Raw genomic sequence first — 24,316 nt, 5'->3', positions numbered from 1 at the left:
GAGCTCCAGATTCCGGACCTGATCACGATTGGCTGCCATCTAGCGCCATCTGGATGAGGTGGTCGACGTCCATCGCGTCGATCTCCTCGCCCGTGGCCTTCGTACGGGGGTCGCTGTCGTCGTCGGTGAGACTCGCCAGACGCAGCAGGGTCTCGGTCAGCCCTGCCTCACGCAGGCGGTGGATCGGGATGGACGACAGCGCCCGGCGGATCTCCAGCTCGTCGACATCAAGGTCGGCGGCCGGTGGGTAGATGAGTTCCCGCAGGTGCCCTGCCAGGGCGGACGGGTTCGGGTAGTCGAACAGCAGGGTGGCGGGCAGGCGGATCCCGGTCACCCCGTTCAGCCGGTTGCGCAGTTCGACCGCGGTGAGGGAGTCGAAGCCGAGGCGGGAGAACGCCACCTCGTCGTCCACGGCGGCCGGATCGTCGTGCGCGAGCACGCCCGCCACCTGGGCACGGACCGCTTCGAGCAACGCGCCGTACCTTTCCTGTTCCGGCAGCGCGTCCAGCCTGTTCCGGAACGACCGCTCCGCCTCCACGCGCCGTACCGCGGCCTTGACGACGCCGCGGAGCAGAGCGGGGATCTCCCCCTGTGCCCGTACGGCCGCCGGGTCCAGCCGTACCGGCACCAGATGCGGGTGGGAGCCGGTGATGGCGGTGTCGAGCAGGGCCAGTCCCTCCTGCGACGAGAGCGGTTGGATGCCGGCCCGCTCGATGCGGTGCAGGTCGGCTTCGGCCATGTCGGCGGTCATGCCGCTCCGCTCCGCCCACAGACCCCACGCCAGGGAGGTCGCGGACAGCCCGCCGGCCCGCCGGTGGTGAGCCAGCGCGTCAAGGAAGACGTTGGCCGCCGCGTAGTTCGCCTGCCCCGCCCCTCCCATCGTTCCGGTCGTGGAGGAGAACAGGACGAACCCAGCCAGGTCGTGGGTGAGTTCGTGCAGGTTCAGCGCGGCGTCGACCTTGGGGCGCAGGACCCGGCTGAGCCGTTCCGGGGTGAGGGACTCCACGACGCCGTCATCGAGGACGCCGGCCGCGTGAATGAGCGCGGTCAGCGGGTGCCCTGCGGGCACCGCGCCGAGCACCCCGGCGAGTTCCTCCCTGTCGGCGGCGTCGCAGGCGGCCACGGTGACGGTGGCGCCCAGGTCGGTGAGCTCCTCGTGGAGCGCGGCCATGCCGTCGGCGGCGGCTCCCCTGCGGCTGAGAAGCAGCAGGTGCCGTACGCCGCGGGCGGTGACCAGGTGCCTGGCGACCAGTCGCCCTAGGGTGCCGGTCGCGCCGGTGACCAGGACGGTTCCCTCCGGATCCCAGCCGGTGGGCTCGTCCGCCGGCTGGGGCAGGTCACGGGAGAGGCGGGGAACGTGGGCCGCGCCCCGGCGCAGCGCGAGCTGCGGCTCGCCCGTGGCCACCGCCGCCGGAAGCAGGGCGGCCGACTCCGGCCCGTCGAGGTCCACGAGGGTGAGGCGGCCCGGGTGCTCCGCCTGCGCCGAGCGGATCAGACCCCAGAGCGCGGCGTGCGCCAGGTCGGGCACGTCCTCCCCGGCGAGAGCCGCGACGGCCCCGCTCGTCACCATGACCAGGCGCGAGGCGGCGAACCTGTCCTCTGCCAGCCAGCGCTGGAGCAGGTCCAGCGCCTGTGCGGTCGCGTCGTGCACGGCTGCGGCGGTGAGTGCTCCCCCGCCCGTGTGAGTGGCGACGATGACGTCCGCGGCGGCGATCCCGCTCAGGTCGGTGTGGTGGTCGAACTCCAGGCCGGGCAGGCTCGGTCCCAGCAGTGCCCAGCGACCCGCGTGCGCGGCCGGTAGGGCGAGCGGAACCCAGTCGACGTGGAACAGTGCGTCGTGGTGGTCGGCGGTGCGAAGCTGCGCGGCCGAAACGGGCCGCGACACCAGCGACGTGACGACGGCCAGGGGCGTGCCGTCCTCTCCGGCCAAGGTGAGGGCGACCGTGTCCTGGCCCAGCTCGGCGATCCGTACCCGCATCCGCCACGTGCCGGCGGCCAGACCGGACACACCGCTCCAGCTGAAGGGCATCCGTACCGGGGCCGTTTCGAGGAGCTGCAGGTGAAGGGCCGCGTCGATGAGCGCGGGGTGCAGGCCGAACTCGCCCGCGTCTCCCTGCTCCGGCAGCGCCACCTCACCGAACAACTCGGAGCCCCGGCGCCAGGCGGCGCGCAGCCCCTGGAACAGGGGGCCGTACCCGTACCCCGCGTCGGCGAGCCGGTCATAGAGCCCGTCGACCGGCACCGGCGTGGCACCGGTGGGCGGCCACACCGTCAGGGCTTCCGGCTTCTGCGCGAGCTCCGAGGTCAGCGTCCCGCTCGCGTGCCGGGTCCAGGCGTCGTCGGTTTCCCGGCGGGAGTGCACGGTCAGCGACCGCCCGCCGAGCTCGTCCGCTGGGCCGACGGAGACCTGCAGTGCGACCAGGCCGGTGTCCGGGATGACGAGGGGGGCTTCCAGGGTCAGCTCGTCGACCCCGGCGCAACCGACGTGCTCCGCCGCGCTGAGCGCCAGCTCCACGAACACCGTGCCCGGGAGGAGCGCGGTGTCGTGCACGGAGTGGTCGGCCAGCCAGGGGTGGGTGTCGCGGGAGAGTGTTCCGGTGAACAGGTGGCCGTCGTCACCGGCGAGGGCGGTGGCAGCGGTCAGGAAAGGATGCCCGGGAGCGGTCAGACCCGCAGAAGACAGATCAGCACGAGCAGCGGGAGCCTCCAGCCAGTAACGCTGACGCTGGAAGGCATACGTCGGCAGATCCACCACCGCCGTGGTGACCGGGAAGAAAGACCGCCAATCCACCTCGGCGCCCGCGACATACAACCGGCCCAACCCGGTCGCCAGAGCCGCCACCTCGTCATGATCCTTGCGCGACAGGGCGACCAACTCGGCGGGCTCGGCCAGGCAGGCGTCGGCCAGCGCGGTCAGCACCGCATCCGGGCCCACCTCCACCCACGCGTCCGCGCGAGCCGCACCCAGGGCGTCGGCGAACCGCACCGGACGACGCACGTGCTCGACCCAGTACTGCGGCTGCGCCCAGTCCTCGACGCTGATCGGCTGCCCGGTCACCGTGGAAACCACCACCGGACCACCATCGGCCGGGGTCAGGAACGACAACCCCTCGACCACCTGGGCGAACCGCTCCAGCATCGGCTCCATCAACGGCGAATGGAAAGCATGACTCACCCGCAGGCGGCGGGTCCGATAACCGGCCGCGGCGAAGTGCGCGGCGACCCGCTCAGCCGCCTGCTGCTCTCCGGAGACCACTACCGCTGCCGGGCCGTTGACCGCGGCCAGCCCAACCCGGTCCTCCAGCCCGGCCAGCACCGGCAACACCTCGGCCTCCGAGGCGGCGATCGCCACCATCGCCCCACCGGCCGGCAACTCCTGCATCAACCGGCCCCGCGCCCCCACCAACGCCACCGCATCCCGCAGGGAGAGCACTCCGGCGACGTGCGCGGCGGCGATCTCCCCGATCGAATGACCGATCAAGACCCGCGGGCGAACCCCCACCGACTCCAGCAACCGGTAGAGGGCTACTTCAAAGGCGAACAGGGCGGGTTGCGCCCACCGCGTGTCGTTGAGGTCGACCGAGAGGTCCTCGCCGAACATCACCGCCCGCAGCGGCTCCCCGGCGATCGCACAAACCTCCTCCAACGCTGCGGCGAACACCGGGAATCGGGCGGCCAGCTCCCGGCCCATCCCGACCCGCTGCGACCCCTGACCGGAGAACAACACCCCCACCACATCAGCCGAACCCACCGCACCGGGCACGATCTCGGCCAGACCCCGGCGCAACTCCGCCAGATCCGATCCGACCACCACCGCACGGTGCTCAAAACTCGACCGGGTCGCCACCAACGACAACCCCACCGCCGCCGGGTCCTGCTCGACCGACGCCAGCCGCCCGGCCTGCGCCCGCAACCCGGCCTCGGACTTCGCCGAAACCACCCACGGCACCACACCACCCGAACCAGCAGGAACCTCTTCCGAAGCCGGGCCCTGCTCCAGGATCACGTGCGCGTTTGTACCGCTGACGCCGAACGAGGACACCGCCGCACGACGAGGCCGGTCGGTCTCCGGCCAGTCGCGGGTTTCGGTGAGGAGTTCGACCGCACCGGCCGACCAGTCCACGTGCCGGGACGGCGTGTCCACATGCAGCGTCCTGGGCAGCACACCGTGGCGCATCGCCATGACCATCTTGATGATCCCGCCGACTCCTGAGGCGGCCTGGGTGTGGCCGATGTTCGACTTCAACGACCCCAGCCAGAGCGGAGTCTCACGCCCCTGCCCGTACGTGGCCAGCAGCGCTTCCGCCTCGATCGGGTCGCCCAGTGTGGTGCCGGTGCCATGAGCCTCCACGGCGTCGACGTCCCGGGCGGACAGGCCCGCGGCGGCGAGTGCCTGCCGGATCACCCGCTGCTGAGAAGGACCGTTCGGCGCGGTCAGCCCGTTGGAGGCGCCGTCCTGGTTCACCGCCGAACCCCGCACCACCGCCAGCACCTGATGACCGTTGGCCACCGCGTCCGACAACCGCTCCACCAGCAGCAGACCCACACCCTCGGACCAGCCCGTGCCGTCGGCCTGGTCGGAGAACGCCTTGCACCGGCCGTCGGCGGCCAGTCCCCGTTGCCGGCTGAATTCGACGAAGACCGCAGGCGTGGCCATCACCGTCACACCACCCGCCAGGGCCAGCGAGCACTCGCCGTTCCGCAGCGCCTGGACGGCCAGGTGCAGCGCCACCAGCGACGACGAACACGCCGTGTCCACCGTCACCGCCGGGCCTTCGAGACCGAAGGCGTACGACACCCGACCGGACGCGATGCTGCCCGCGCTGCCGTTGACGAGGTACCCCTCGAATCCGTCCGGTGCCTGCCGCAACCGGGAGCCGTAGTCGTGGTACATGACCCCGGCGAACACCCCGGTACGGCTGCCGCGCAGCGATGCCGGGTCGATCCCGGCCCGCTCGAAGGTCTCCCACGCGGTCTCCAGGAGCAGCCGCTGCTGCGGGTCCATCGCCGCCGCCTCGCGCGGGCTGATCCCGAAGAACGCCGGGTCGAACAGGTCCGCGTCGTACAGGAAGCCGCCCTCCCGCACGTACGAGGTGCCGTAGTGATCGGGGTCCGGGTGGTAGAGATCGTCCAGGTTCCATCCGCGATCGGTGGGGAACCCGGCGACGGCGTCGGTCTCGGCCGTCACCAGGCGCCACAGCTCCTCCGGCGACCCGACCCCGCCGGGGTAGCGGCAGCCGATCCCGACGATCGCGATCGGGTCGTCGGCTCCGGTCGCCGCCACCGGCTGGGACACGACCTCGGGTGTGGTCACGCCGAGCAGTTCGCCACGCAGGTGCTCGACCAGCGCGGCCGGGGTGGGGTAGTTGAACAGCAGCGTGCTCGGCAGCCGCAGCCCCGTGGCCGCGTTGAGCCGGTTGCGCAGGTCCACGACGCTGAGCGAGTCGAACCCTCGGTCCTTGAACGCCTTGTCGGCGTCGAGGGTCTCGCCGCCCGCGTAACCGAGTGCCAGCGCGACCTGGGTGGTGACCAGTTCGGAGAGCACCCGCACCTGCTCGTCTCCCGGCAGTCCCGCCAGGCGGGTGGCGAGGGATCCGGCGTGCGCCGCCGGGCCGGCCTCGACGACGCGACGGGGCCGGGTCCGGACGAGCCGCCGGAACAGGGCGGGTACGGTCTCCTGCCCGCGAAGCGCGGACAGGTCGAGCCGAGCGGGAACGACCACCGCCCGACCCAGATCGAGCGCGAGATCGAACAGGGCCAGCCCGTCCTCGGCGGACAACTCGCCCACCCCTGTCCGGCGGAGCCGTACCCGGTCGGCCTCCTGGAGACCGGCACCCATACCGCCGGTCCACAGCCCCCAGGCCAGCGACGTGGCCGGAAGGCCCAGAGCGTGCCGGTGCACGGCCAGGGCATCCAGGAACGCGTTCGCCGCGGCGTAGTTGCCCTGCCCCGCGGTTCCGACCGTCCCGGCCACCGAGGAGAACAGCACGAACGCGGACAGGTCCAGGCCGGCGGTGAGCTCGTGCAGGTGCCAGGCGGCGTCGACTTTCGGGCGCAGCACCGCGTCCAGCCGCTCATCCGTCAGCGAGGCCACCACACCGTCGTCCACCACACCCGCCAGGTGGACCACCGCTGTCAGCGGATGCTCAGCCGGGATGGCCGCGATCAGCTCGGCGAGGGAATCCCGGTCGGCGACGTCGCAGGCCGCCAGCGTGACCTCGGCGCCCATCTCGGTCAGTTCCGCCCGCAGCTCCGCGGCACCGGGTGCCGCGGACCCCGACCTGCCCGCCAGGACGAGATGCCGTGCCCCGTGGAGCCCCACCAGCCTGCGGGCGAGCCCCGCGCCGAGCGTGCCGGTCCCGCCCGTGAGCAGTACGGTCCCATCCGCGTCCCAGCGCGGGGTCGCGCTTTCCTGCGGTGTCGATCGGGTGAGCCGGGGTGCCAGGGCGGTGCCGTCGCGGAGAGCCAGTTGCGGCTCGTCCGAAGCGGTCGCCGCGTCTATCACGCTCCGGGACGCCTCGCTGCCGTCGACGTCGACGAGACCGAACCGTCCCGGGTGCTCGGTCTGCGCCGACCGAACCAGTCCCCACAGCGTGGCGGCGGCAAGGTCCTGTTCCTCATCCCCCGGTACGGTGACCGCCCGCCGCGTGACCAGCACCAGCCGGGACGCCGTGAAGCGGTCATCGGCCAGCCAGGCCTGGATCAGGCCGAGCGCCGCCTTCGCGGTGCCGTGAGCCTGATCGACGACCGTCTCCCCCGCACCCGCCTCGCACCAGGCGACCACGACGGCGGGTACGGGCTCCGGCACCGCGGCCAGGCCCCGCGACGCGAGCTCCGACAGTGCGTCCGCATCAGCCGGCGTCGGTGAGCCGACCGGCGTGGGGAAGCCGAGTCGCATGAGCGTGCTTGCCGGAACGGTCTCCTCGGGCAGGTCCGCGGGAATCCAGTCGATCTCGTAGAGAAGATCCTCACCGGTGGCCGCCGCGGCCGTGAGCTGTTCGGCGGAAGCCGGGCGCAGCGCGAGTGATCCGACCGACATGACGGGGGTACCGGTGTGGTCGGCCACGGTGAGGCCGACCTCGTTGTCGCCGGTCACGGTGATCCCGATCCTGAGGGTCGTCGCGCCCTCGGCGTGCAGGGAGACACCTGACCAGGAGAAGGGCAGCAGCACGCGCGGATCGGCTCCGAGGCCGGTCAGCCTGAGGGCCAACGGGTGCAGAGCGGCGTCCAGCAGCGCCGGATGGATACCGAACCGCTCGTCCTGCCGCCCGTCCGGGAGCGTGACCTCGGCGTACACGTCGCCGTCCCGCCGCCAGACGGCCCGCAGCCCCTGGAACGCCGGTCCGTACTGGTAGTCGCGCTCGGCGAGGTTCCCGTACGGATCGTCCAGTTTCACCTGCACCGCCCCCGCCGGAGGCCACACCTCGAAGGCGAACGACGCGGCGGGCTCACGCTGGGCCAGGGTGCCGGCGGCGTGCCGTACCCAGGAGCCGTGTTCCCCGCGTGAGTGGATGCCGATCGGGCGGAACCCGTCACCGTCAGGCGCGCCCACCGACACCTGGAGGCGGACATCACCGCGCTCCGGTAGAACCAGGGGGTCCTGGAGGATGAGCTCTTCCACGTACGGCCATCCGACCTGGCCTCCCGCACGCAGCGCCAACTCGAGGAGCGCGGTGCCGGGCAGGAGGGTCGTTCCGGTGATGGTGTGGTCGGTCAGCCAGGGGTGGGTGTGGGTGGACAGGAGTCCGGAGAAGACAACGGTGTCGCCTTCGGCCAGTTCGGTGCTGGCGGCGAGGAACGGGTGGTCGGATGCCGTGAGGCCGAGACCCACCGCGTTCGTGGCTCCGGTCGTGGCGTGGAGCCAGTAACGCTGGTGCTGGAAGGCATACGTCGGCAGATCCACCACCGCCGTGGTGACCGGGAAGAAAGACCGCCAATCCACCTCGGCACCCGCCACATACAACCGGCCCAGCCCGGTGGCCAGGGCCGCCACCTCGTCATGGTCCTTGCGAGACAAGGCGACGAGCTCGGCGGGTTCGCTCAGGCAGGCATCGGCCAGCGCGGTCAGCACCGCATCCGGGCCCACCTCCACCCACGCGTCCGCACGAGCCGCGCCCAGGGCGTCGGCGAACCGCACCGGACGACGCACATGCTCAACCCAATACCCAGGCTGCGCCCAGTCCTCGACGCTGATCGGCTGCCCGGTCACCGTGGAAACCACCACCGGACCACCATCGGCCGGGGTCAGGAACGACAGACCTTCGACGACCTGGGCGAACCGCTCCAGCATCGGCTCCATCAACGGCGAATGGAAGGCATGACTCACCCGCAGACGACGGGTCCGATAACCGGCCTCAGCGAAGTGTGCGGCGACCTGCTCGGCCGCCTGCTGCTCCCCGGAGACCACCACCGCCGCCGGGCCGTTGACCGCCGCCAGCCCAACCCGGTCCTCCAACCCCGCCAGCACCGGCAGGACCTCGGCTTCGGGGGCGGCGATCGCCACCATCGCCCCACCGGCCGGCAACTCCTGCATCAACCGGCCCCTCGCCCCCACCAACGCCACCGCATCCGGGAGAGACAGCACCCCGGCGACGTGCGCGGCAGCGATCTCCCCGATCGAATGACCGATCAAGGTCCGCGGGCGAACGCCCACCGACTCCAGCAACCGGTAGAGGGCTACTTCGAAGGCGAACAGGGCGGGTTGCGCCCATCGCGTGTCGTTGAGATCGGCCGAGAGGTCCTCGCCGAACATCACCGCCCGCAGCGGCTCCCCGGCGATCGCACAGACCTCCTCCAACGCCGCGGCGAACACCGGGAATCGGGCGGCCAGCTCCCGGCCCATCCCGACCCGCTGCGACCCCTGACCGGAGAACAACACCCCCACCGAACCGACCGAGGACACCGCACCGGGCTCAATCCCGGCCAGGCCCCGGCGCAACTCCGCCAGGTCGGATCCGACCGCTACCGCACGGTGCTCAAAACTCGACCGGGTCGCCACCAGGGAGAGCCCGACCGCGGCCGGGTCTTCCTCGACCGATGCCAACCGGCCGGCCTGTACCCGCAGCGCGGCCTCGGACTTCGCCGAGACCACCCACGGCACCACACCACCCGAACCAGCCGACCGCTCCACAACCACGGACACGTCCGCCGCCGGACCCTGCTCCAGGATCACGTGCGCGTTCGTACCGCTGATCCCGAACGAGGACACCGCCGCACGCCGGGGACGACCGGTCTCGGGCCAGTCGCGGGTCTCTGTGAGGAGTTCGACCGCACCGGCAGACCAGTCCACGTGCGGCGAGGGCTCATCCGCATGCAGGGTCTTGGGCAGCACGCCATGACGCATCGCCATGACCATCTTGATGACCCCGCCCACCCCCGCGGCGGCCTGGGCGTGACCGATGTTCGACTTCAACGACCCCAGCCACAACGGCTCCTGGCGTTCCTGCCCGTACGTCGCGAGAAGCGCCTGCGCCTCGATCGGATCGCCCAGAGCGGTGCCGGTGCCGTGCGCTTCCACGGCGTCGACGTCGGCGGTGGTGAGTCCGGCACCGGCCAGCGCCTGCCGGATCACCCGCTGCTGAGAGGGACCGTTCGGCGCGGTCAAACCGTTCGAGGCGCCGTCCTGGTTCACCGCCGAACCCCGCACCACAGCCAGCACCTGGTGACCGTTGGCCACCGCGTCCGACAACCGCTCCACCAGCAGCAGACCCACGCCCTCGCCCCAGCCCGTGCCGTCGGCCGCCGCGGAGAAGGCCTTGCAACGGCCGTCGGGTGAGAGACCACGCTGGCGGCTGAACTCCACGAAGGTGTTGGTGGTCGCCATCACCATGGCGCCGCCGGCCAGCGCGAGGGAGCACTCGCCGTTCCGCAGCGCCTGCACGGCCAGGTGCAGCGCCACCAACGACGACGAACACGCCGTGTCCACCGTCACCGCCGGGCCTTCCACCCCCAGCGTGTACGCCACCCGCCCGGACGCCACACTCGCCGACGTACCGGTCAGCAGGTAACCCTCGATGCCGTCCGGGACCGCGTCCCGCCGGGGGCCGTAGTCCTGGGGGGCCGCGCCGACGAACACCCCGGCCCGGCTGCCGCGCAAGGAAACAGGATCGATCCCGGCCCGCTCGATCGCCTCCCACGCCGTCTCCAGCAACAGCCGCTGCTGCGGGTCCATCGCCAGCGCCTCACGCGGACTGATCCCGAAGAACTCGGCGTCGAAGTGGGCCGCGTCGTACAGGAACCCGCCGGTACGGGCGTAGAAGGTGCCGACCTTGTCGGGGTCGGGGTCGTACAGGCCGTCGACGTTCCACCCACGATCGTCAGGAAGATCACCGATGGCGTCGGTCTCGGCGAGTACGAGTTGCCACAGGTCCTCGGCGGAGGCCACCCCTCCGGGGTAGCGGCAGCCGATGCCCACGATCGCGATCGGTTCGTCGATCGCGACGCGCGTCTCGACGGCGGCCTCGGTCCGGGTTCCCGGGAGCTCGGCGAGGAAGTGTCCGACGACGGCGCTCGGGGTGGGGTAGTCGTACAGGAGGGTTCTGGGCAGGTTCAGGCCGGTGACGGCGGTGAGCCGGTTGCGCAGCTCGACGGCGGTGAGGGAGTCGAAGCCCGCGTCCTTGAAGGCCCGCCCGGCGTCGATGGTCTCCGACGTGGCATGTCCGAGGACGAGAGAGACCTGTCCCCGTACGAGATCCAGCAGGTGTGCCGCCCTCTCGGCCTCCGGGAGGCCGGCCAGGCGCTGTGCGAGTGAGGAGGCCGGCGCCGCCGTGCCGACTTTGCGCCGTGCCGAGACGTGGACGAGCCCGCGCATCATCGGCGGGATCGTGCCTTGAGCGCGGACACTCGCCAGATCCAGTCGCACCGGCACCAGCGCCGGGTCGGTACGCCGAAGCGCAGCGTCCAGGAGGGCGAGACCCTGCTGCTGCGAGATGGGCGCCATGCCGATCCGCGCCCATCGCGCGAGATCCGCCTGGGTGAGAGTGGCGGACATGCCGCCGGTCTGCTCCCACAGTCCCCAGGCCAGCGACGTGGCCGGCAGGCCCAGAGCATGCCGGTGCACGGCCAGAGCGTCCAGGAACGCGTTCGCCGCGGCGTAGTTCGCCTGACCGGCACTACCCACCGTCCCCGCCACCGAAGAGAACACCACGAACGCCGACAAATCCAGGCCGGCGGTGAGCTCGTGCAGATGCCAGGCCGCCTCGGCCTTGACCCGCCACACCCCCTCAACCCGCTCAGGAGTCAGAGAGGAGACGACCCCGTCGTCCAGCACACCCGCGGCGTGCACGACTCCCGTCAACGGGTGCTCGGCGGGAACAGCCGCGATGAGCGCGGCCAGCGCGGCCCGATCCGCCACATCACACGCGGCGAACTCCACATAAGCGCCCGCCGCCTCCAGCCGCTCCCGCAACTCCACCGCCCCCGGCGCCTGCTCACCACGACGGCTGACCAGCACCAACCGGCCCACCCCGTACGACGCCACCAAATGAGCGGCCACCACCCCACCCAAACCACCCGTGGCCCCCGTGACCAAAACCGTGCCCGCCGGATCGAACACCGGCGCCTCACCACCCGCGGCCACCCGACCCAACCGCGGCACCCGCAACCCACCGCCCACCACCGCGACCTGACCCTCACCCGAAGCCAACGCCGCCGCCACCCCCGCCCGATCACCATCCCAATCGACCAGCACGATCCGACCCGGATGCTCCACCTGCGCAGCCCGCACCAGACCCCACACCGCAGCCGCCGCCAGATCCGACGCCACCACCCCCCGCGTCAACACCACCAACCGCGACCCCGACAACCGCTCATCGGCCAGCAACCCCCGCAACCGACCCAGCACCGCACTCACCGACCCCAGCGCATCCCCCACCGGCGCCGACACAAAAACCACATCCGGCACCGACCCATCCGGCCACCCCGCCAGATCACCCACGGCCAACGACCCCGCCAGAACCGGATCGTCCACAACCGCCCACACCCCCCGCTCCACCACCTCAGGCACCGCGACAGGAACCCAGTCGACGCGGAGGAGGGCCGCATCCTGGCCGGCCGACGTGAACGAGGACGTCGGGAGAAGGGTGGTGGACAGAGAGTCGATCATCGCCACCGGTGCGCCGGTGTGGTCGGCGATGGTGATCTGACCTGCGGCGGTGCGCCGTACTCGCATGGTCGTGGCGCCGGAGGCGTAGAGCGAAACGCCCGACCAGGAAGAGTGCCACGGGACGCCAGGGGCATCGGCGAGGCCGCGAAGGGCGGCGTCCAAGGCGGCGGGGTGGAGGGCGAAGCCCGGGTCGCTGCCCGAGTCCGGCAGGCATACCTCGGCGAAGGTCGTGTCACCCTGGCGCCACAGCGCCGTGAGTGCCTGGAAGGCGGGGCCGAGGTCGATGCCGTGCTCAGCCAGCGAGGCGTACAGGTCCTCCACCGGCACCGGCGTCGCGCCGGGCGGCGGCCAGGCAACCAGCTCTGGCGCCGCAACGGTCGCTTCACCCGTGACCTGGCCGTGGGCGTGCAGGGTCCAGTCGGATTCGGCGTCACCGGTTTGGGCGTGAACGGTGATCGGGCGGTGGCCCGCCTCCTCGTTCCGGCCCACCTTGACCTGGATCCGGACTTCACCGTGTTCGGGGAGGGTCAGCGGATCCTCGATGGCGAGTTCCACGATGCGGGGGCAGCCGACCTGGTCTCCGGTGAACAGCACCAGCTCGGCGATCGCCGCCTCCGGCAGGACGACGGCGGCCATGACGGTGTGATCGACGAGCCATGGGTGAGTACGGCGGGAGAGTGTTCCGGTGAACAGGTGACCGTCGTCACCGGCGAGGGCGGTGGCAGCGGTCAGGAAAGGATGCCCGGGAGCGGTCAGACCCGCAGAAGACAGATCAGCACGAGCAGCGGGAGCCTCCAGCCAGTAACGCTGACGCTGGAAGGCATACGTCGGCAGATCCACCACCGCCGTCGAGGCTGGGAAGAAAGGCCGCCAATCCACCTCGGCGCCCGCCACATACAACCGGCCCAACCCGGTCGCCAGAGCCGCCACCTCGTCATGATCCTTACGCGACAGGGCGACCAGCTCGGCGGGCTCGGTCAGGCAGGCATCGGCCAACGCGGTCAGCACCGCATCCGGGCCCACCTCCACCCACGCGTCCGCGCGAGCCGCACCCAACGCGTCGGCGAACCGCACCGGACGACGCACATGCTCAACCCAATACTGCGGCTGCGCCCAGTCCCCGACGCTGATCGGCTGCCCGGTCACCGTGGAGACCACCACCGGACCACCGTCGGCCGGGGTCAGGAACGACAACCCCTCCACCACCTGAGCGAACCGCTCCAGCATCGGCTCCATCAACGGCGAATGGAAAGCATGACTCACCCGCAACCAACGAGTCCGATAACCGGCCTCAGCGAAGTGCGCGGCGACCCGCTCAGCCGCTTCCCGCTCTCCGGAGACCACCACCGCTGCCGGGCCGTTGACCGCAGCCACCCCGACCCGGTCCTCCAACCCCGCCAGCACCGGCACCACCTCGGCTTCGGGGGCGGCGATCGCCACCATCGCCCCACCGGCCGGCAACTCCTGCATCAACCGGCCCCGCGCCCCCACCAACGCCACCGCGTCCGGGAGAGACAACACCCCGGCGACGTGCGCGGCGGCGATCTCCCCGATCGAATGACCCACCAGGACCCGCGGGCGAACGCCCACCGACTCCAGCAACCGATACAGCGCCACCTCGAAGGCGAACAGGGCGGGTTGGGCCCATCCGGTGTCGTTGAGGTCGACCGAGAGGTCCTCGCCGAACATCACCGCCCGCAGCGGCTCCCCGGCGATCGCACAGACCTCCTCCAACGCCGCGGCGAACACCGGGAACCGCTCGGCCAGGTCCCGGCCCATCCCGACCCGCTGCGAGCCCTGACCGGAGAACAACACCCCCACCGACCCGACCGAGGACACCGCACCGGGCACGATCTCGGCCAAGCCCCGGCGCAACTCCGCCAGATCCGCTCCGACCGCCACCGCACGGTGCTCAAAGCTTGATCGGGTCGCCACCAAGGAGAGCCCGACCGCCGCCGGGTCCTGCTCGACCGACGCCAACCGTCCGGCCTGCGCCCGCAACCCGGCCTCGGACTTCGCCGAGACCACCCACGGCACCACACCACCCGAACCAGCCGACCGCTCCACAACCACAGACACGTTCGCGGCATCGCTCTCGACGGGCACCGCCGGACCCTGCTCCACGGCCACGGACACGTCCACCGCCGGACCCTGCTCCAGGATCACGTGCGCGTTCGTACCGCTGATCCCGAACGAGGACACCGCCGCACGACGAGGACGACCGGCCTCCGGCCAGTCACGAGCCTCGGTCAGCAACTCGACCGCACCGGCAGACCAGTCCACGTGCGGCGAGGGCTCATCCGCATGCAGGGTCTTGGGCAGCACGCCATGACGCATCGCCATCACCATCTTGATGACCCCGCCCACCCCCGCGGCGGCCTGGGCATGACCGATGTTCGACTTCAACGACCCCAGCCACAACGGCTCCTGCCGCCCCTGCCCATACGTCGCGAGAAGCGCCTGCGCCTCGATCGGATCGCCCAGAGCGGTCCCGGTGCCATGGGCCTCCACGGCATCCACGTCCCGGGCGGACAACCCGGCACTGGCCAGCGCCTGCCGGATCACACCTTCCTGGGACAGACCGTTCGGCGCGGTCAAACCGTTGGAGGCGCCGTCCTGGTTCACCGCCGAACCCCGCACCACCGCCAGAACCTGGTGACCGTTGCGCTCCGCGTCCGACAACCGCTCCACCAGCAGCAGACCCACACCCTCACCCCAGCCCGTGCCGTCGGCCGCCGCGGAGAAGGCCTTGCAACGACCGTCGGGCGAAAGACCACGCTGGCGGCTGAACTCCACGAACATGCCGGGGTTCGCCATCACCATGGCGCCGCCAGCCAGGGCCAGCGAGCACTCGCCGCTCCGCAGCGCCTGGACGGCCAGGTGCAGCGCCACCAGCGACGACGAACACGCCGTGTCCACCGTCACCGCCGGGCCTTCCACCCCCAGCGTGTACGCCACTCGCCCGGACGCCACACTCGCCGACGTACCGGTCAGCAGATAGCCCTCGACGCCCTCGGTGCCTTCGTGCAGGCGGGGGCCGTAGTCCGAGGCGACAGCGCCGACGAACACCCCGGCCCGGCTGCCGCGCAGGGAAACAGGATCGATCCCGGCCCGCTCGATCGCCTCCCACGCCGTCTCCAGCAACAACCGCTGTTGCGGGTCCATCGCCAGCGCCTCACGCGGACTGATCCCGAAAAAGTCGGCATCGAAGCCGTCCGCGCCGGTCAGGAAGCCTCCGGCACGTACGTACGAGGTGCCGTGGTGGTCGGGGTCGGGGTGGTAGAGGCCGTCGAGGTCCCAGCCGCGGTCGGATGGGAAGCCTCCGATCGCGTCCACCTCGCCCTCCACCAGTCGCCACAGCTCGTCCGGCGAGGACACCCCGCCGGGGAACCGGCAGCCGATGCCCACGATCGCGATCGGTTCGTCGGACGCGACGGCGGTGGCGGCGTCCACGGGCCGGGAGTCACGTGCGGTCAGGTGGCCGGCGACCGCTCTCGGCGTCGCGTAGCTGTACAGGAGCGTGGCCGGCAGCGCGAGCCCGGTCGCCGCGTTGAGCTGGTTGCGGAACTCGACGGTGCTGAGCGAGTCGAACCCCAGGCTCTTGAAGGTCAGGTCCATGTCGATCGACTCGGGATCGGCGTGCCCGAGCACGGCGGCCGCGCACTGCCGCACCAGCCTCGCCGTCTCCTCCCCGGTCAGGGCGGTACGGCGCTCATCCGGCTCGCTCACGGGCGCGGGGGCCAGGACGGCGGCACCGGCCGAGACGGCCGGACCGGCCGGATCGGCGGGCGCGTCCAGCCAGTGGCGGGTGCGCTGGAAGGCGTACGTGGGGAGTTTGACGCGGTGGGCGTCGTAGCCGGCGAACACGGCGGCCCAGTCGACGTCGCAGCCGCGGGTGTACGCCCGGGCCAGTCCGGTGAGCGCGGTGCGGGGCTCGTTCTGGCCTCGGCGCAGCAGCGGGACGCACGCGGGGACGTCGCCGTCCAGGGCGGCGAGGCCGAGCTGGGCCATCGCGGACAGCACGCCGTCCGGGCCGATCTCCACGAGGGTGGAGACGTCCAGGGCGGCGAGGGTCCGTACGCCGTCGTCGAAGCGGACGGCCCGGCGGGCGTGGCGGACCCAGTAGTCCGGCGCGCACACCTCGTCGCCGGCGAGCCGGCCGGTGAGGTTGGACACGAGGGGAATCCGCGGCGGCGCGTAGGCCAGCCGGCCGGCCACCTCGGCGAAGTCGGCGAGCATGGGCTCCATGTGCGGCGAGTGGAAGGCGTGGCTGACCCGCAGCCGCCTGGTCTTGCGGCCGGCGGCGTCGAAGTGGGCGGCGACGGCGGCCACCGCGTCCTCGTCTCCGGACACGACCACGGCGGACGGGCCGTTCACGGCGGCGATGTCGACGCCGCCGGTCAGCAGGGGCAGCACCTCCTCCTCGGTCGCGGCGAGGGACACCATGGCGCCGCCGGGGGGAAGCGCCTGCATGAGCCGGCCACGGGCGGCGACCAGCGTGCACGCGTCCGGCAGGGTGAGGACGCCCGCGACGTGCGCGGCGGAGATCTCGCCGATCGAGTGGCCCATCAGGTACGCCGGGCGGAGCCCCCAGTGCCCGGCCAGGCGGGCCAGCGCGACCTCGAACGTGAAGAGCGCGGCCTGCGTGTACGCCGTCTGGTCGAGCAGGGCCGAGGTGTCGTCGAACATCACCTCGCGCAGGCCGGCGTCGAAGTGGGCGCCGATCTCGTCGACGGCCTCGGCGAACACCGGGAACGCCTCGTACAGTTCCCGGCCCATGCCGGGGTGCTGGCTGCCCTGCCCGGAGAAGACGAAGGCCGGCCGTCCCGTGCCCGCCCGGTCGCGGACGACGTCGGCGGAAGGCTCGTCGCGGGCCAGCGCGTCCAGCGCGCGGGCGAACCTGCCGGGGTCGTCGGCGACGATCGCGGCGCGGTGGGTGAACGCGGTGCGCGTGCTCGCCAGTGAGAACCCGACCGACGCGAGGTCCACGTCGTCGCCGGCGGTGAACGTCCGCAGCCGCTCGGCCTGTCCCCGCAGCGCGGCCTGTCCCTTGCCGGAGATCGGCCACACCACCATGGACGGCCGCGCCGCCGGGTCGCCGGGAGAGCCGTCGGACGGCGTCTCCCGCCGGGCCGCGGAGGACAGGACGACGTGGCAGTTGGTGCCGCCCATCCCGAAGGAGCTGACCCCCGCCAGGCGGGGCCCCTGCGTCCGGGGCCATGACCCGAGCTCGGTCTGGACCCGTAGCTTCAGCGCCTCGAAGGGAATGTCGGGGTTCGGTGTCTCGTGGTTGAGGCTGGCCGGGATCTGCCCGTACCGGACGGACAGCGCCGTCTTCAGCAGCCCGACGATGCCGGCCGCACCCTCCAGGTGGCCGACGTTCGTCTTGGCCGAACCGACGACCAGCGCGACGTCGCGGCCGGCCGAGGTGGCGAGGCCGAGCCCGGCCGCCTCGACGGGGTCGCCGCGTCGGGTGCCCGTGCCGTGCAACTCGACGTACTGCAGGTCGCGGGGGCCGATTCCGGCCCGGGAGCAGGCGAGGCGGACGGTGTCGGCCTGGGCCTGCGGGCTGGGCACCGTGAGGCCGTCGGTGGCGCCGTCGTTGGTGACCGCGCTGCCCAGGATCACGGCGTACACGTCGTCGCCGTCCGCCTGGGCGGCGGCGAGCGGTTTGAGGACGACGACGCCGCCGCCCTCGCCGCGTACGTACCCGTTGGCCCTGGCGTCGAAGGTGAAGCAGCGGCCGTCGGGTGACAGGCCGCCGAAGCGGGCCGCGGCGACCGTCCCCTCGGCGGTGAGGTTGAGGTTGACGCCTCCGACGAGCGCGAGGTCGGACTCGCCGCGCAGCAGGCTCTCGCAGGCCAGGTGGACCGCGACCAGCGAGGACGACTGGGCGGAGTCGACCGTCAGGCTGGGCCCGCGCAGGCCGAGCGCGTACGAGACGCGGTTGGCGATGATGCCCCTGGTGAGCCCGGTGAGGGTCTGCGGGGTGATCGCGTCCAGGCCGCCGAGCAGGCCCGCGTAGTCGCCGGCCATGGCGCCCATGAACACACTGGTCCGGCTGTCGCGCAGGTCGGCGGGGATGATCCCGGCATCCTCCAGCGCCTCCCAGGTGAGCTCCAGAACGAGCCGCTGCTGCGGGTCCATGGCCGCCGCCTCGCGGGGCGAGATGCCGAAGAAGGCGGCGTCGAAGGTGTCCACCTCGTCCAGGAACCCGCCCCGGCGGACGGTGACCTGGCCCGCGTCCCAGCGGCCGGGGGGTGCTTCGGTGACGGCGTCGCGGCCGTCCTTCAGCAGCCGCCAGAAGTCGGCGACGGAGGGGGACCGCGGCAGGCGGCACGCCATGCCGACGATGGCGATGTCCTGGCCGGGCGGGTCGGCGGCGATATCACGCATCAGCGGGTCACTCCCTTGATGTCGGTGCCGACGCCCGCGGACGTCCCGGTGGGCGGGGGCAGGAATCCGGATCGCACGAAGTAGGCCACGTAGGTGGCGAAGAGCTCGCGGTCGATGTCCGGCAGCGCGACCCCGGTGCCCGCCAGCCCGCGTTCGGTGCGGGAGGCGTCGAAGACGAGGTCGCCGAGGCCGCCGGCGGGCGCGTCGCCGAGCACCCCGAGCAGCGGGTACGCCGCGTTGTCCGGGTCGGCGGCGACGGCGGCGCCCCAGGACGGGAAGGGCAGCTCGCGCAGCGTGTATCCGAAGGAGCGCAGGTATTCCAGCACGACCGACAGCCGGACCCGGTCACCCGAGTTGGTCAGGTGGTGGCTGCCGCCGGCGTCCTCGCCCTGGGACAGCGCCACGATGGCGGAGCTGACGTAGTCGACCGGGACCAGGTCCACCAGCATCTCCGCGCCGGCGGGCGCCGCCTCCGCCTGGACGCATCCCTTCAGGACGCGCCACAGGAAGTCGTCGCTCTGGCAGGCGCCGGTCTCCGAGTCGCCGGCGATCCGGGAGGGCCGGTACACCGAGACGGGCAGGCCCCGTTCCCTGGCGATCCGGACGTTCTCCTCGGCGACCCACTTGCTCCGCGTGTACCCGGTGCCGAGCCCCGCGGCCGGGCCGGTGGCGTCGTCCTCGCGGATCGCCACGCCGTCGGCCGGCGGCGCCCCGAACACGCCGATCGTGGACACGTAGTGGACCGGCACGGTGCGGTGCGCCGCGGCCAGCCGCAGCACCTCCTCGGTGCCGGTGACGTTGGCGGCCTTCAGCTCCGAGTACGGGTAGACCAGGTTGACCGAGGCGCCCGAGTGGTAGACGGCGTCGACCGTGCGGGACAGGACGTCGAACCGTTCCCCGGTCAGGCCGAGCCGCGGCGCGGCCAGGTCGCCGGCCAGTACGGTCACCCGCCCGGCCATCTCCTCCTCGTTCCAGATCCCGTAGCGCGCCAGGCTGCCGCGCAGCCGCTCGGCGGCGTCCTCCTCGTCCCGGCCGCGCACCAGGCACAGCACCTCGGCCCGGGTGCGGCGCAGCAGCTCGCGCAGCACGAACGCGCCGAGGAATCCGGTGGCCCCGGTGAGCAGGACCGTGGCCGGGTCGGCCGCCACGGTGACGACCTCCGCCGCCGGGCGGATGTCCTCGGCCAGCCCGACCTCGGCGGCCAGGTCCGCGTCCGGAGAGCCGGGGGCGGTGCCGTCGACGGCGGCGGCGATGCCGGCCATGGTGGGCGAGTCGAACAGCACCCGCAGCGGCAGCTCGACGCCGAGTTCGTCGCGGAGCCGGAAGACCAGCTGGGTGGCGAGCAGCGAGTGGCCGCCCAGTTCGAAGAAGTTGTCCTCCACGCCGACCCGCTCGATGCCGAGGGTGGCGGCGCACAGTTCGGTGACCGCGCGCTCGGTGTCGGTCCGCGGCGCGACGTACGCGTTGTGCTGCACGGCCCGTTCGGCGTCGGGGTGCGGCAGGGCCTGCCGGTCGACCTTCCCGTTGGGGGTCAGCGGCAGCTCGTCCAGGACGACGAACGCGGCGGGCACCATGTAGTGCGGCACCCGGTCCTTCAGGAAGGCGCGGACGCGGGGCACCAGGTTGCGGCGCCGGCGGGCCCGGAGCGGGTCGTTGGCGTAGTGGTGCGGCTCGGCCAGTCCCGCCGGTCCGTGCGCGGCCGAGGTCGTGGTGGTCCGCGGGGAGCCGGTGGGGATCAGGACGGCGTCGTAGCCGCCCGGCAGGTCGGCGTTCCACTCGGCGCGCAGCTCGTAGCCGTGCCGTCCGGCCAGGTCGTGCAGGTCCTCGATCTCCACGCCGCGGTCTTCCAGGTCGGCCCACTCCAGCTCCCGGCGCAGGTCGACGACCGTGGCCTCCGGCGGGGCGTCGCGGAGGAACGCGAGGGCCCGCAGTTCGGTGGCGACCCGCGGGTTGGCGATGCCGCGGACGGTGAGCGTGCCCGCCGTACCGGCGGCGAGCAGCTCGCCGAGGCGGGCGATGCTGAGCCCGTCCTCGGTCCAGTCCAGTCGTGTCCCCGGTCCGCGTTCGGGGCGTTCGCCCAGGTGGAGCAGGACGTCGTAGCGGAAGCAGCTCATCTCGTTGCGGTGCCTGCCGCGCTTGAGGAGGATCTCCACCCCGGCCAGGTCGGGGATGAGCCCGCGCAGCGCGTGGAAGTACAGCGGATCGCAGAGAAGCTCGTCCTCCTCCTGCATCCGGCGGGAGATCTGCTGCCGGAGCCGGGACAGCGGCATCGAGTCCTCGGCGCGGAACAGCTCGATCGAGAGGTGGAACGCCTCCAGCAGCCGCAGGTCCCGGATGTCGCCGACGAACATCGTCGCCGGGCGGGCGACGGTGGCGGCGGTGCCGACCAGGACGTCTGTCAGGTAGTGCGCGTCAGGGAAGTACTGCGCGACCGAGTTCAGCACGACGGTGTCGAAGTAGCGGGCGGGCAGGCCGTCCGTCCGGTCCGCCGCCTGGTGCAGGAGCGTGACGTTGTCGCTGGTCAGCCGCCGGCCGAGGGAGGCGAGGGCGCCGCCGGACAGGTCGGTGCCGTAGTAGTCGTCGGCGTGCGGGGCCAGCCGCTGGAGCAGCAGGCCGGTGCCGCAGCCGATCTCCAGGACCCGTTTGGGGGCCAGCGCGCGGATCCCGTCCACCGTGCCGGTCACCCACTCGGCCATCTCCTCGGCCGGGATCGGCTCGTTGGAGTAGCTGCTGTTCCAGCCGGTGATGACGAAGTCCTCGGCGAGGCCCTCCCGGGTGGAGCCGTACATGCCGTCGAAGACCAGCTCCCACTCGCCGACCTGGTCCTGGGAGGCGTCGCCGGCGTCGGAGGAGTCCTCGTCGTCGTCGGTGAGCGCGGCCGGGTCGGCGACCACGTAGGCGACCAGTTTGCGGTCGCCGTCGGCGGCGGTGTGCGGCGTGACCACGGCGGCCGACACGCCCGGGTGCGCCAGCAGGCCGGCCTCGATCTCGCCGGCCTCGATGCGGTAGCCCCTGATCTTCACCTGGTGGTCGGCCCGGCCCAGGTACTCGATGTCGCCCGAGGACGTCACCCTGGCCAGGTCGCCGCTGCGGTACAGGCGGGCGCCGTCGCCGGTGGCGAAGGGGTGCGGGACGAATCGCCGCGCGGTCAGGTCGAGGGCGCCGAGGTAGCCCGCGGCCAGGCCGGCGCCGCCGACGTACAACTCGCCGGTCACGCCGAACGGCACCGGGCACAGTCGCTCGTCCAGGACGTACAGTTCCAGGTCGGGCAGCGGCTCGCCGATCGGGCTGCGGCCCGTCTGCTCCAGGTCGGCCGCGACGATCGGCCGGTAGGTGACGTGCACGGTGGTCTCGGTGATGCCGTACATGTTGATCAGGCGTGGGCTCCGGTCGCCGTGTCTGGCGATCCACTGGCGGAGCGAGCCGAGTTCCAGCGCCTCCCCGCCGAAGACGACGTGGCGGAGGGCGAGGCCGGCGCCGGGCCGCTGCGCGTCGGCGGCGGCGAAGTGAACGAACGCCGACGGCGTCTGGTTGAGGACGGTCACGCCTTCGGCGCGGACCAGCTCGAAATACGTCTCCGGGGCCCTGGCCACGTCCGTCGGGACCACGACCACCCTGCCGCCGTACAGCAGCGCGCCCCACAGCTCCCACACCGAGAAGTCGAAGGCGTAGGAGTGGAACATCGTCCACACGTCGGTCTCGTCGAACCCGAACATGCGCTGGGTGGACTCGAACAGGCGGACCACGTTGCGGTGGCTCACCAGGACGCCCTTGGGCCGGCCGGTCGACCCCGAGGTGTAGATCACGTACGCGCCGGAGTCCGGGTCCGCGGGTTCGGGGAAGGCGGGCGCCTCGGCCCGGGGGGCGGGTTCGTCCAGGCAGATGAGGGTGCCCGGGTAGGCGGGCAGCCGGTCGAGCATCCGGCGCTGGGTGAGCAGCACCTCCGGCCGGGAGTCCTCGACGATGGCCCGCAGCCGGGAGGTCGGGTAGGCGGCGTCCATCGGCACGTACGCGCCGCCCGCCTTGAGCACGCCCACGATGGCGACGACCGTGTCCAGCGACCGCTCCAGGAACAGGCCGACGCGGCTGCCGTTGCGGACGCCCGCGGCGTGCAGGCGGGCGGCCAGGTCCTCGGCGCGGCCGTCCAGCTCGGCGTAGGTCAGTCGCTCGTCCTGGAAGGTGACCGCGACGGCGTCCGGGGTGCGGGCGGCCCGGACGGCGAACAGTTCGTGCAGGCAGGAGTCGGCGGGGAAACCTTCCCTGGCCCGGCCGATCCAGAGCAGTTCGGCCCGCTCGTCGGCGGGCAGCATCGGCAGCGCCGTCAGGCCGGCGCCCGGGTCCTCGACGATCGACTCCAGCAGCGTCCGGTAGCGGTCCAGCATCCGCCCGACGACGTCCTCGTCGAACTTGGCCGCGTCGTACTCGAAGGTGGTGAAGAGCCGGCCGTCGCGGACGCAGACCGACAGCAGCAGGTCGAACTTGGCGGTGCCGTTGTGCACGTCGACCGGGCTGATCTCCAGGCCGGGCAGCTCGAACGGCTGTTTGGGCGCGTTCTGCAGGACGAACATCACCTGGAACAGCGGCGCCTGGCTGACCCTCCGCTCCGGCCGGAGTTCCTCCACCAGTTTCTCGAACGGCAGGTCCTGGTGCGCGAACCCGCCGATGGCGACCTTGCGCACCTGCTTGAGCAGGTCGCGGAAGGTGTGCCGGGCGTCGACGTCGAACCGCAGCGCGAGGGTGTTGACGAAGAAGCCGATCAGCTCCTCGATCTCCAGGTTGTTGCGGTTGGCGATCGGCGTGCCGACGACCAGGCTGCTCTCCCCGCTGTGCCGGTGCAGGAGGGTCACGTAGGCGGCCAGCAGGGTCATGAAGAGGGAGCAGTGCTCCTGCCGGCTGGTCCGCTCCAGCGCCTGGGTGAGCTCCGGGCTCAGCTCGCGGGTCAGCAGCCGGCCGGTGAACTCGCCCGGGGTGCCCGTGCGCGCCATGGGCAGTTCGAGGACCGGCAGGGTGGCGCCCAGGCGTTCCTTCCAGTAGGCGAGGTCCCGCTCGTACCCGCCCTGGGCGAGTCGTTCCCGCTGCCACAGCGCGAAGTCGGCGTACTGGATGGGCAGCGGGGGCAGCGGATCGGTCCCGCCCGCGTGCAACGCCGCGCAGATCGCCGACAGCTCGGTCAGCAGGACGCTCACCGACCAGCCGTCGGCGACGATGTGATGGATGACCAGCAGCAGCTCGTGGTCGTCGGGGCCGCGGCGGACGAGCGTGGCGCGGATCAGCGGCCCGGTCTCCAGGTCGAACGGCTCGGCGGCGCGCCGCGACAGCAGGTCGGCGCAGGCGGTGTCCCGCTCGCCGGGTTCGGTCCCGCCCAGGTCGGCCAGCTCGATCGGCAGGTCGAGCTCGGCCAGCACCCGCTGTTCGGGTTCGGCGCCGTCGGTCACGAAGACGGTGCGGAGAACCTCGTGCCGGCGGATCACGATGTTGAGCGCGGCCCGCAGCAGGGAGACATCCAGCGGTCCGCGCAGCCGGGCGGCCAGCGGCACGTTCTGCACGGCCGTGCCGGGCACGAGCTGTTCCAGGAACCACAGGCGTTCCTGTGCGAAGGAAAGGGGGAGCCGCACCGGCCTCTCCCCGCGGCGGATGCTTCGAGACCCATTGCTGTCTGCTGTCGCCATCACTACTCCGTAATTGGGTCACGGCTACGGTTGATGCGACTGTTTTCCCAACAACCGCAAATGAAATGCTATAGAGCACGGGTTTGTTTCCATTCCCCTATGTGGCCCCTATTCGGGGCCCCGGATCCCGGGCATGAAAAACGGCCCG

General features: G+C 72.1%; 2 protein-coding genes. Both read right to left on the bottom strand.

Features of this window, described 5'->3' with window-relative positions:
- Window positions 1-22: 22 nt before the first annotated feature.
- Window positions 23-18,499 carry a type I polyketide synthase gene (locus J2853_RS04620; protein ID WP_307555295.1) on the bottom strand — a complete coding sequence of 6,159 codons (18,477 nt, stop codon included), beginning with the start codon at window positions 18,497-18,499 and terminating at the stop codon, window positions 23-25.
- The gene (locus tag J2853_RS04615) at window positions 18,499-24,114 is read right to left on the bottom strand and encodes a non-ribosomal peptide synthetase (protein ID WP_307555292.1); all 5,616 of its coding nucleotides are present in this window, start codon (window positions 24,112-24,114) and stop codon (window positions 18,499-18,501) included. The genes J2853_RS04620 and J2853_RS04615 overlap by 1 nt, the downstream gene beginning before the upstream one ends.
- Window positions 24,115-24,316 lie beyond the last annotated feature (202 nt).

The organism is Streptosporangium lutulentum (assembly GCF_030811455.1).
Lineage (GTDB): Bacteria > Actinomycetota > Actinomycetes > Streptosporangiales > Streptosporangiaceae > Streptosporangium > Streptosporangium lutulentum.
Note: the sequence above shows the minus strand (reverse complement) of the source record. Positions and strands in the feature narration are given on the sequence as shown.

What these genes read in the sequence shown, in the direction of transcription:
- J2853_RS04620 (WP_307555295.1), bottom strand. Translation starts at nt 18,499, where the DNA reads ATGCGTGATATCGCCGCCGACCCGCCCGGCCAGGACATCGCCATCGTC.